Below are 10412 nucleotides of genomic sequence, written 5' to 3'. Positions count from 1 at the left end.
TAACCCAGTGAGCTGTTACGCACTCTTTAAAGGATGGCTGCTTCTAAGCCAACCTCCTGGCTATCTCAGCGACCCCACATCCTTTACCACTTAGCCTGCATTAGAGACCTTAGCTGGCGGTCTGGGCTGTTCCCCTCTCGACCATGGAGCTTATCCCCCACGGTCTGACTCCCGTGCTCAGGAATGGTGGTATTCGGAGTTTGGTTGAGTATGAGAGCCACGAGGACCCTCATCTCATCCAGTGCTCTACCCCCACCATCCATGCACGAGGCTAGCCCTAAAGCTATTTCGGGGAGAACCAGCTATCGCCGGGTTTGATTGGCCTTTCACCCCTACCCGAAGCTCATCGCCCCACTTTTCAACGTAGGTGCGTGCGGGCCTCCATGCACGGTTAAGTGCACTTCACCCTGGCCTCGGGTAGATCACCCGGTTTCGGGTCTACTTAGAGCAACTTGACGCCCGGTTAGGACTCGCTTTCGCTACGGCTCCGGGGCTTAATACCCCTTAACCTTGCTGCTCCAAGTAACTCACCGGCCCATTATGCAAAAGGTACGCGGTCACCCTTCCCGAAAAATTAATTTCCGGGAATGGGCTCCCACAGCTTGTAGGAGTAGGATTTCAGGCTCTATTTCACTCCCCTTTCGGGGTTCTTTTCACCTTTCCCTCACGGTACTTGTTCACTATCGGTCACCGGGGAATATTTAGCCTTGGGAGGTGATCCTCCCGGCTTCCCACCGGATTCCTCGTGTCCGATGGTACTCAGGTCTGATCCGCGGAAAGTTTTCCTCTATTTCGGGTACGGGGCTATTACCCTCTCTGGCAGGCCTTTCCAGTGCCTTTCCCCTATAGAGAAAAACTTTCCTCCCTCACCGCAGCTCGGGAAGAATCAGACCTGCAACCCCAGATGGGCAACGCCTGCGGGCTTTAACACCCACCTGGTTTGGGCTGTTCCCCTTTCGCTCGCCGCTACTCAGGGAATCGCTGTTGCTTTCTTTTCCTCGGGGTACTAAGATGTTTCAATTCCCCCGGTTCGCCCCTGCACCCTATGTGTTCAGATGCAGGTGATGCGGTATTACCCGCACCAGGTTACCCCATTCGGAGATCCCCGGATCACAGCCTGCTAGGCGGCTCCCCGGGGCTTATCGCAGCCTGCCACGTCCTTCATCGCTTCCCGGTGCCGAGGCATCCATCCTACTCCCTTAGTAGTTAGATGCTAAGGCGGCAACCTATCACCATGCAGTTGTCAAAGAGCAAATATTCCAAATTTATGGTGGGCTCACCTGGACTTGAACCAGGAACCTCTGCCTTATCAGGACAGCGCTCTAACCCGTTGAGCTATGAGCCCATTTATGATAAGGCAGAGCAGGCAAAGTTTGATTTGACTCTTGAAAGGAGGTGATCCAGCCGCACCTTCCGGTACGGCTGCCTTGTTACGACTTCACCCCCCTTGCCAAGCACACCTTCAACACCCTCCCTCCGACCAGAGGTCGGTTGGTTGGATGTCTTCGGGTGCACTCAACTCGGGTGATGTGACGGGCGGTGTGTACAAGGGCTGAGAACGTATTCACCGCGGCGTGGCTGATCCGCGATTACTAGCAATTCCGGCTTCATGCAGGCGAATTGCAGCCTGCAATCCGAACTGAGGCTGGTTTTTAGGGATTTGCTTCCCCTCGCGGGGTCGCATCCCGTTGTCCCAGCCATTGTAGCGCGTGTGTAGCCCAGGGCATAAGGGGCGTGATGACTTGACGTCATCCCCTCCTTCCTCCGCTTTAAGGCGGCAGTCCCCTTAGAGTGCCCGGCATTACCCGCTGGCAACTAAGGGCAGGGGTTGCGCTCGTTAAGGGACTTAACCCAACACCTCACGGCACGAGCTGACGACAGCCATGCACCACCTGTGCTGGCTTCCTGGCCGAAGCCAGGATCGCAAGCCCTTTCGGGCCGCTACTACCAGCATGTCAAGCCCTGGTAAGGTTCTTCGCTTTGCATCGAATTGAACCACGCGCTCCACTGCTTGTTCAGCCCCCCGTCAATTCTTTTGAGTTTCAGCCTTGCGACCGTACTCCCCAGGCGGGGTACTTAACGCGTTAGCTTCGGCACGGAGGGTAATGCTCCCCCCACACCTAGTACCCATCGTTTACGGCTAGGACTACCGGGGTATCTAATCCCGATCGCTCCCCTAGCTTTCGTGCCTCAGCGTCAGGAACAGGCTAGGAGGCCGCCTTCGCCACTGGCGTTCCCCTGGGTATCTACGCATTTCACCGCTACTCCCAGAGTTCCGCCTCCCTCTCCTGTCCTCTAGCCACGCAGTCTCACAGGCAATCCCTACCTTGGAAGCAGGGCTTTCACCTGTGACTTGCGTAGCCGCCTACGCACGCTTTACGCCCAGTGATTCCGAACAACGCTCGCCCCCTACGTATTACCGCGGCTGCTGGCACGTAGTTGGCCGGGGCTTCCTCTGGAGGTACCGTCACCTGCCAAAGGCAGGCATCGTCCCTCCTGACAGGGGTTTACGACCCGAAGGCCTTCATCCCCCACGCGGCGTCGCTGGGTCAGGCTTTCGCCCATTGCCCAAGATCCCTCACTGCTGCCTCCCGTAGGAGTCTGGGCCGTGTCTCAGTCCCAGTGTGGCCGGTCACCCTCTCAGGCCGGCTACCCGTCATCGCCTTGGTAGGCCATTACCCCACCAACTAGCTGATGGGACGCGAGCCCCTCTTGAGGCGCCAGCATGCGAAGCAGAGGCCAGCTTTCCTCCCCTGGTCCTACACGACCGGGGAGTATATGGGGTATTAGCCCCCCTTTCGAGGGGTTATCCCCCTCCTCAAGGCAGGTTACTCACGTGTTACTCACCCGTTCGCCACTCAGCCTTCCCTCCTTCTTACGAAGTCGGGAAGCTGCGTACGACTTGCATGTGTTAGGCACGCCGCCAGCGTTCGTCCTGAGCCAGGATCAAACCCTCCATGACAAACCTTTAAGTCCTCATAGAGGACTTGATTTCCTGGTTGTGTACTACCTTCAGGAAGTAGGCGGAATATTCACTTTTCAAGGTGCGCCCTCTCTTTCCTCGGTTGCCCGAGGCAAGAGATAATTTAGCACAGGGGTTTGGAATTGTCAACAAGGGAAGGAGGGCTTTCCGCCATTTTTCTCCGTCCAAACGGGCACGACAAAGCCCACATCTTTGAGCTCGAGACCCTCGTAAAGGTCCACTCCTTCGTAATCCACCCTGAGGAGGTAGAGACCCTGAGGTGGAAGGGCAAAGCGGCGGTACGCGGTATACGAAGGATGGGAGAGCATGTACTCAAGCTCGGCAAGTGTTCTTTTTCCCTCCCCAAGGAGCAAGAGCTCCCCAAAAATCATGCGCGCCATGTGGTGGAGAAACCCAGAGGCTTCAATGCGCAAAAGAACGAGGGGGTTATTTTGAGAGCAAACCTCAAGGGAAAATACAGTCCGAACCGAAGAGCGAGGCGAAGGGGAGCTGAAGGAAGCAAAGTCATGGGAACCGACGAAAAGCTTTGCTCCTTCCCGGACGAGGTCCCAGTCAACACTTCTTCCAAGAGGGTACACATACCTCCTGAGAAAAACAGGACACGATCCACACCATACGGCGTACACGTACTGTTTTTTCTTTGCAGATTTACGAGGATGGAACTCGAGTGGAACCTCCCGAACCCGGACAACGCGCATATCCTCAGGAAGAAGGGCCTGGAGCGCTCGTTTGAGTTTTATGCAGTCAAAAGACCGCTCAGTCGTAAAGGTGACAACCTGTCCTAAGGCGTGTACTCCCGCATCGGTTCTCCCTGAAGCCACGGTAACCACCGGATGGTCAAGGAGAGAAGAGAGGGTTTCTTCAAGAACACCCTGGACGGTTACACGGTCTTTCTGGCGCTGCCACCCCGCGTAGTTTGTCCCATCGTACTCGAGAAGGAGCGCAATGTTCCGCAAAACCGCTCACCGAACAATCCAAGAAATCCCTAAGGAGAGAACAAAAACCGAGAACGCACTGCAGAGGAAGATGTAATCCCAGGGTTGAAACTTCAAGACCTTAAGGCGCGTTCGCCCAACTCCACCCCGGTAGCAACGGGATTCCATGGCCACAGCAAGGTCTTCAGCCCGTCGGAAAGCACTGACGAAAAGGGGAACAAGGAGAGGCACGAGTCCCCGTATCCGCTTCATGAGGCCGCCCGACTCAAAATCAGCCCCCCGAGCCATTTGAGCCTTCATGATTCGGTCTGCTTCCTCAAGGAGCGTAGGGATGAAACGAAGTGCAATGGTCATCATCATGGCAAGCTCATGAGCCGGAAATCCCCATCTCTTCAGAGGACTCAAAAGGCCCTCCATGCCGTCCGTGAGCTCTATGGGGGAAGTCGTCAAGGTGAGAAGGGTTGTGACAACAACAAGGAGTACAAGGCGCACAATGATGAAAAGTCCTTTTACAAAACCCTCAAGGGATACCCTGAGGAAACCAAAAAGCAGCGTACCATCAGGAGTAAAGAACACATGCAGGCAAAGGGTGAAAAGAAGGAGAATCCAGAGGGGACGAAGACCTCTGAAGAGGTATCGAAGGGAGAGACGGGCAACAAAGGTGAGAGAGAGGAGAAAAACCCCAAGGATGAAAAAAGAGGTCCAGGATTGCACAAGGAAAAGCGTCACAATACCAAAGGCCACAAAGAGGAGTTTGCTCCTTGGGTCCAACCGATGCACTACGGAATCAAGAGGGACGTACTGTCCGATAATTACGCTTCGACCGAACATGGGCGCTTCCTGGTGAGGACTTTTTCCTTCACCTCAAGGTAGAAGTCGAAAGGCACAAGGGGCGGGTGGACGGCAAAACCCCTCTTTCTGAGAAGGAACGCAGCACGCAGAAGCGGTGAAGGAACGATGCCGCACCGTCGCATCCTTTCCTCATCGGCAAAAAATTCCCGCACGGGGCCATCAAAGACGACACAACCTCTCTCGAGAACCACAACTCGTTCTGCGATACGCGCCACATCCTCAACGTTATGGGAAACAAGGACAATCGTCAATCCCCATTGCTTGCGGAGCTCCCAGAGCCGCTCAAGGAGCATCGTTCTTCCCTGGGGATCAAGACCAGCCGTTGGCTCATCGAGAACAAGGACCTCGGGTTTCATGGAGAGAATGCTAGCAATGGCTACCCGGCGCATCTGTCCCCCCGAGAGCTCAAAAGGGCTTTTATCCTTAAGGGCATCGTAATCAAGGCCCACAGCTGCCATTGCCCAGCGCACGCGAGCCTCAAGCTCCTCCCCCTCCACTCCCATGTTGCGAGGCGCAAAGGCAATTTCCCGAAAGACGGTCTCCTCGAACATCTGATCCTCAGGGTACTGGAAGACGAGCCCAACTTTACGACGTATCTCCCGAAGGGCTACACCTTTGACCCTCGTGTCCACCCCGTCGACGATAACCCGTCCCTCCTGAGGAATGAGGAGGCCGTTGAGGTGCTGCACAAGGGTGGATTTTCCACACCCAGTTCGTCCAAGAATAGCGACACTCTCACCACGTTCGATGGTGAGAGAAACATTGCGAAGGGCTTGCACCGCAAAGGGTGTACCGGAAAGGTAGGTGAAAGAGATATTCTCTACGAGTATGAGCACAGGGCATCCACCAGTTCGTCTGGAGAGAGGGGGAGTGCCTTGAAAAGGTCGGGGTAATCCTTCCACAGAAGAAGCGCCACATCCACAATCTGGGGAAGCTCAAGACCCCATCGCTCGATATCTTTCCCCACGAGGAACACTTCACGAGGATGTCCCTCGGCAACTATTCTCCCTTCGTCGATAACGAGCACCCGATCCGCGAGCAAAGCCTCCTCCACGTTGTGGGTAATATGGAGGATACCCACTTCTTGTCGGAGCTCCTGCAAAAGCTCAAGCAGCTCCTGCCTGCCCTCGGGATCAAGCATTGCCGTAGCCTCATCAAGAACGAGGTACTTTGGGCGCATGGCCAAAACCCCAGCAATGGCCACTCGCTGCTTCTGACCACCAGAAAGGGTATGGGGTTCGCGCTTCTTGTACTCGGCCATTCCTACTCTCTCGAGAGCTTCGTCGACTCTTTTTCGGATTTCCTCGGGGGGAAGTCCTAAGTTCTCAGGACCAAAGGCAACATCCTCTTCAACCGTCGTCGCTACGAGCTGATTATCAGGGTTTTGGAAAACAAGACCGACTCTCCTTCGAATTTCCCAAAGGACCGATGGATCCTTAGTGTCCATTCCATCGACAAAAACGAAACCCCTTTTAGGGAGGAGAAGTCCGTTGCAGTGTTTGGCAAGGGTTGACTTCCCGGAACCGTTGCGCCCTAAAAGAACAACAAACTCCCCCTCACGAAGGACACAGGAAATCCCCCGGAGCACAGACGTAGCTTCGGTCTCTTCTTCATCCCCATACCAGAAATGGACGTTTTCAAAGGAAATCATGACGGCTCATTCTACAATCTCAACAAGAACGAGAGGGGCTCCGTCTCCAACGCGAAAGCCGGTCTTAACGAGGCGGCAGTACCCGCCTTTTCGCTCTCGCAGGCGAGGCACAATACTCCGCAAAAGAGTCTTAAAGGCTTCCTTGTCTCGAACCCAGGAGACAACCTGGCGCATCGAGGCGTTATCCCCCTTGATGGCCAGAGAGACAACCCGCTCGAAGTACCTTTTGAGAACTTTTCCTTTCGCTTCGGTCGTTTCAATCTTGCCGCTTTTTATAAGGGAGACGAGCATATTGGCCAGCATGCTCTCCTTGTGGGAGGTCGTTCTCCCAAGCTTTTCGGTTCTCTTGCGGTGCCTCATCTTCAGTCACTCCCTATTTCCCTCGTTTCTCCTACTCGGTACCCGAGTTTCTCAAGCTTTCCTATAATCTCCTCGTACGTCTTCTGACCGAGGTTCTTAATCTTCTTCAAATCCTCCGGACGATTCTGCACGATTTCGAGAAGCTCTCGAACCGTGTTGATGCGAGCTCGCTTCAGGCAATTGTACGCCCGCACCGAGAGCTCGAGTTCCTCAATGGTCATCTCCCGTTCTTCTCGAGAGGCTGCCTCTTCCCCAGACACCCTCTCGGTGACCGGCTCTCCAATACGTTCCTTGAGGAGCTGCAAGAGGTGAGAGAACTCATCGACCAGGAGCTCCAGGGCTCTCCGGAAAGCGTACTGGGGTGTAATGGCTCCATTGGTCCGAATTTCTAGAATTACCGTGTACCGGACTGAAAATGGCATCAACCGGAATAATGTCGTACGTCCGATAGGTGTCCTCTTGTGCCTCCTGGTACCCCTTTCCTCTTCCGACAAAAATCCGCATAGTTAAGTGTCCAGTCTCTTCAAGCTCAGCAAGGTAGTGGTCGGGATTAATAATTTCAACGTTCGGATTCGGCCGGATGTCCCGAGCCGTCACCCGCCTCAGAGACCCGGGAGTCCCCTTGACGTCAAGGTAAAGCGTCTCACTATCTGTATAGGATCGGACCACAAGGCCCTTGAGGTTCAGGATAATATCCGTGACGTCCTCCCGAACCCCAGGAAGAGGAGAGAACTCATGGATAACTCCATCAATCTGTACCGCGGTCACCGCAGAGCCTTCAATGGATGACAAAAGAACGCGCCGCAGGGCGTTCCCCACGGTTACACCCCAGCCAGACTCAAAGGGCTCAATCACGAATTTCCCGTACTGGGCATGGGTGACCGGGTCTTCCTGGAATTCCAAAAGCTCACATTTCATGAGACTCTTGAGATCCTGCATAGAGACACCTCAAATCACTTGGAGTAGAACTCAACGATGAGCTGCTCTTGTACCTGGAAGTCGATATCCTCCCGCTTTGGTTCTCGGAGAACTGTGGCCTTTGCGGCACCCCGGTCAACGGAAAGCCAAGCAGGAACCTGGAGTTCCTCCTTCTCCTCAAGGAGTTCCCGGATTTTGGCATGGTCCTTGCCACGTTCTGAGAGCTCAATCACGTCACCCACTTCCACAAGATAGGAAGGAATATTGACACGCTTCCCATTCACCAAGATATGTCCGTGGAGTACCATTTGTCTTGCTTCGGCCCGTGAATCACTCAAACCCATTCGGAAGACAACGTTATCCAGTCTTCGCTCAAGGAGTGAAAGGAGATTTTCTCCCGTCAGACCAGGTAACCTCGTTGCCATATCGAAGTACTTCTTGAATTGTCTCTCGGTGATACCGTAGATGAAGCGGACCTTTTGCTTCTCCCGAAGCTGCAGACCATAGCTTGAGAGCCTCCGACGAGCCCCTTTGTGAATCCCCGGAGCAAAAGGCCTCCGCTCAAAAGCGCACTTATCCGTGAAACACCGGGGGCCTTTGAGGAAAAGCTTCATGCCATGTCTGCGGCAGATACGACAGCGTGGTCCAGTATATCGAGACATCGTTTTATCCTCCCTCACACTCTTCTCTGCTTCGGCGGCCGACAGCCATTATGAGGTATAGGAGTCACGTCCTTAATGGAGTTGATCACGAGTCCTGCTGCCTGCAAAGATCGGATAGCCGTTTCCCGACCGGCACCAGGACCTTTCACGAGAACGTCGACTTCCCTCAGGCCAAAATCCATGGCCTTCTTTGCGGCCTGCTCCGCAGCAAGTTGCGCTGCAAAAGGCGTGCCCTTTTTGGTTCCCTTGAAGCCTACCGTACCACCACTTGCCCAGGCGATGACGTTTCCCTGGCGATCGGTAATGGAAACGATGGTATTGTTGAAAGTCGATTTAATATGGGCAATTCCCTCACGGACAATCCTTCGCTCTCTTCTCTTTTTTCGAGAAGGCTTTGCCAAGGTTTTTCGTACCTCCTTCCTGAGATTCCTACTACTTCTTCCTCTTTACTCCTACCGTTCTCCTCGGTCCTTTGCGGGTTCTTGCATTCGTTCGTGTTCTTTGCCCTCGAACCGGCAAGCCCCGGCGATGCCGCAATCCCCGATAGCACCCAATGGCAATGAGGCGCTTGATGTTTTGCGATATCTGGGCACGAAGTTCTCCCTCTACCGGGTACTGCTCCACAAGCTTTTGAATGCGGTTGATCTCATCATCCGTGAGATCCTTAACCTTTACCGACGGATCAATCTTCGCCTCTTCAAGAATCTTCTTGGAGAGACTCCTCCCAATACCGTAAATGTACGTCAGGGCAATATCAATCCTCTTGTTGGGCGGTAAATCGACACCGGCAATACGAGCCATCCCCAAACCTCCTAACCCTGTCTCTGCTTATGTCTTGGGTCTGAACACACAACGAAAATTCTCCCTTTACGCCGCACGACTTTGCACTTCTCGCAACGCGGTTTAACCGAAGCCCGAACCTTCACGGTCTGAACCTCCTCCCTCACTTGTGACGGTACACAATTCTCCCTTTGGTGGGATCGTACTTAGAAATCTGCACGGTCACCTTATCCCCAGGAAGAATGCGTATGTAGTGCATGCGCATCTTCCCAGAAATGTGAGCCAGGATTACTTTACCGGTCTCCAATTCTACTCGAAACATGGCGTTCGGTAAAGGCTCAATAACTGTACCCCTTACCTCTATGAAGTCCTCTTTCGTCATCAGAAAGAATCCCCTCTTTCACCAAGAGTCAGGATTTCAGGTTGCCCCCTGCGTACAAGGATAGTATGTTCAAAATGCGCTGACAACCCTCCATCCTCGGTAACCACCGTCCACCCATCTTCGAGCACCTTCACCCGATACCCCTTTTCGTTTGCCATCGGTTCAATGGCAAGGACCATACCTTCCTCAAGAACCGTACCTTGCCCTTTCTGGCCAAAATTCGGAATCTGGGGATCCTCGTGGAGACTCCTTCCCACTCCATGGCCCACGAGATCTCGAACAACCGAAAAGCCCTCCCGCTCAATTGTAGTCTGGATAGCATGGGAGATATCCCCAACTCGCTTCCCCGGAAGGGCCTGACGAATGCCTGCGTACAGTGCTCGCCTTGTAACTTCAACAAGCCTCTGGGCTACAGGGTTCCCATTGCCTACAACCACGCTGAATGCTGCATCGGTATAGAAACCCTCAAACTCAACTCCCACATCAATACTCACAAGGTCTCCCGCTCGGATAACCCGGTCCCTTGGGATACCATGAACGACTTCGTTGTTGATGGAAATACACAACGCTGCAGGGAACCCCCGGTACCCCAGGAAGGCAGGACGAGCTCCTTGCCGGGTGATGTACTCCCGCACGACCTCTTCAATAAAACTCGTACTGATGCCGGGAGTGAGGAGCTCCCTGACCTTGGCAAGAACGTTCCCCAGTATCCTTCCACTTTTCCGAATCCTCTCAAGGTCCTCTCGCCGTACCAGCTTAGCCATTGGGTAACTTCTTGGCAAGAATCTCCCTCACACGGGCATAAGTTTCCTCAATGGTTCCCGAAGAAGGCACGACAAAAAGGAGACCCCTGGCCTTGTAGAAATCCACAAGGGGTTTGGTCTGCTCC

The 10412-nt window shown here is 54.0% G+C and carries 12 protein-coding genes, 1 tRNA gene, 2 rRNA genes and 1 pseudogene; all 16 read right to left on the bottom strand.

The features are described 5' to 3' along the window. Positions 1-1212 (bottom strand): 23S ribosomal RNA (locus H5U36_06405); the annotation flags it as partial. 56 nt (positions 1213-1268) lie between these two features. After that, a tRNA-Ile gene (locus H5U36_06400) sits at positions 1269-1345 on the bottom strand. A 42-nt stretch (positions 1346-1387) separates the two neighbouring features. Next, positions 1388-2961: ribosomal RNA gene (locus H5U36_06395) — 16S ribosomal RNA — on the bottom strand. 147 nt (positions 2962-3108) lie between these two features. Further along, positions 3109-3939 carry a tRNA pseudouridine(38-40) synthase TruA gene (gene truA / locus H5U36_06390; GenBank protein MBC7217764.1) on the bottom strand — a complete coding sequence of 277 codons (831 nt, stop codon included), beginning with the start codon at positions 3937-3939 and terminating at the stop codon, positions 3109-3111. Between the two features lie 6 nt (positions 3940-3945). After that, entirely contained in the window at positions 3946-4749 is an 804-nt protein-coding gene (locus tag H5U36_06385) for an energy-coupling factor transporter transmembrane protein EcfT (protein MBC7217763.1), read from the bottom strand. Further along, positions 4731-5606, bottom strand: a complete 876-nt coding sequence (locus tag H5U36_06380) for an energy-coupling factor transporter ATPase (protein MBC7217762.1) — start codon at positions 5604-5606, stop codon at positions 4731-4733. Before H5U36_06380 ends, H5U36_06385 begins: the two co-directional genes overlap by 19 nt. Further along, complete coding sequence (locus H5U36_06375) at positions 5591-6421, bottom strand: energy-coupling factor transporter ATPase (GenBank protein ID MBC7217761.1); 831 nt, start codon at positions 6419-6421, stop codon at positions 5591-5593. Before H5U36_06375 ends, H5U36_06380 begins: the two co-directional genes overlap by 16 nt. A gap of 6 nt (positions 6422-6427) precedes the next feature. Beyond that, positions 6428-6781, bottom strand: a complete 354-nt coding sequence (gene rplQ / locus H5U36_06370; protein MBC7217760.1) for a 50S ribosomal protein L17 — start codon at positions 6779-6781, stop codon at positions 6428-6430. Positions 6782-6783: 2 nt separating this feature from the next. After that, positions 6784-7720, bottom strand: a pseudogene (locus tag H5U36_06365) (DNA-directed RNA polymerase subunit alpha). 14 nt (positions 7721-7734) lie between these two features. After that, a complete protein-coding gene (gene rpsD, locus H5U36_06360; protein MBC7217759.1) occupies positions 7735-8361 on the bottom strand; it encodes a 30S ribosomal protein S4 in 627 nt (208 codons plus the stop codon). Between the two features lie 14 nt (positions 8362-8375). Further along, a complete protein-coding gene (rpsK, locus tag H5U36_06355) occupies positions 8376-8762 on the bottom strand; it encodes a 30S ribosomal protein S11 (GenBank protein MBC7217758.1) in 387 nt (128 codons plus the stop codon). 31 nt (positions 8763-8793) lie between these two features. Then, the gene (rpsM, locus tag H5U36_06350; GenBank protein MBC7217757.1) at positions 8794-9162 is read right to left on the bottom strand and encodes a 30S ribosomal protein S13; all 369 of its coding nucleotides are present in this window, start codon (positions 9160-9162) and stop codon (positions 8794-8796) included. An 11-nt stretch (positions 9163-9173) separates the two neighbouring features. Next, complete coding sequence (gene rpmJ, locus H5U36_06345; protein MBC7217756.1) at positions 9174-9287, bottom strand: 50S ribosomal protein L36; 114 nt, start codon at positions 9285-9287, stop codon at positions 9174-9176. Between the two features lie 17 nt (positions 9288-9304). After that, complete coding sequence (infA, locus tag H5U36_06340) at positions 9305-9523, bottom strand: translation initiation factor IF-1 (protein MBC7217755.1); 219 nt, start codon at positions 9521-9523, stop codon at positions 9305-9307. Next, entirely contained in the window at positions 9523-10287 is a 765-nt protein-coding gene (gene map / locus H5U36_06335) for a type I methionyl aminopeptidase (protein ID MBC7217754.1), read from the bottom strand. The genes infA and map overlap by 1 nt, the downstream gene beginning before the upstream one ends. After that, positions 10280-10412: adenylate kinase (locus H5U36_06330; protein MBC7217753.1), on the bottom strand; the 133-nt coding region annotated here is incomplete at its 5' end. The genes H5U36_06330 and map, both read right to left, overlap by 8 nt.

It is taken from the genome of Candidatus Caldatribacterium sp., assembly GCA_014359405.1.
Taxonomy (GTDB): Bacteria; Atribacterota; Atribacteria; order Atribacterales; family Caldatribacteriaceae; genus Caldatribacterium; species Caldatribacterium oleiphilum.
This window is presented reverse-complemented; position numbering and strand designations above follow the sequence as displayed.

Excerpts from the sequence above, each read along its gene's own strand:
- H5U36_06385 (MBC7217763.1), bottom strand. The coding sequence starts at position 4,749 with ATGTTCGGTCGAAGCGTAATTATCGGACAGTACGTCCCTCTTGATTCC.
- rplQ (MBC7217760.1), bottom strand. The coding sequence starts at position 6,781 with ATGAGGCACCGCAAGAGAACCGAAAAGCTTGGGAGAACGACCTCCCAC.
- rpsM (MBC7217757.1), bottom strand. The coding sequence starts at position 9,162 with ATGGCTCGTATTGCCGGTGTCGATTTACCGCCCAACAAGAGGATTGAT.
- rpsD (MBC7217759.1), bottom strand. The coding sequence starts at position 8,361 with ATGTCTCGATATACTGGACCACGCTGTCGTATCTGCCGCAGACATGGC.
- H5U36_06375 (MBC7217761.1), bottom strand. The coding sequence starts at position 6,421 with ATGATTTCCTTTGAAAACGTCCATTTCTGGTATGGGGATGAAGAAGAG.
- map (MBC7217754.1), bottom strand. The coding sequence starts at position 10,287 with ATGGCTAAGCTGGTACGGCGAGAGGACCTTGAGAGGATTCGGAAAAGT.
- infA (MBC7217755.1), bottom strand. The coding sequence starts at position 9,523 with ATGACGAAAGAGGACTTCATAGAGGTAAGGGGTACAGTTATTGAGCCT.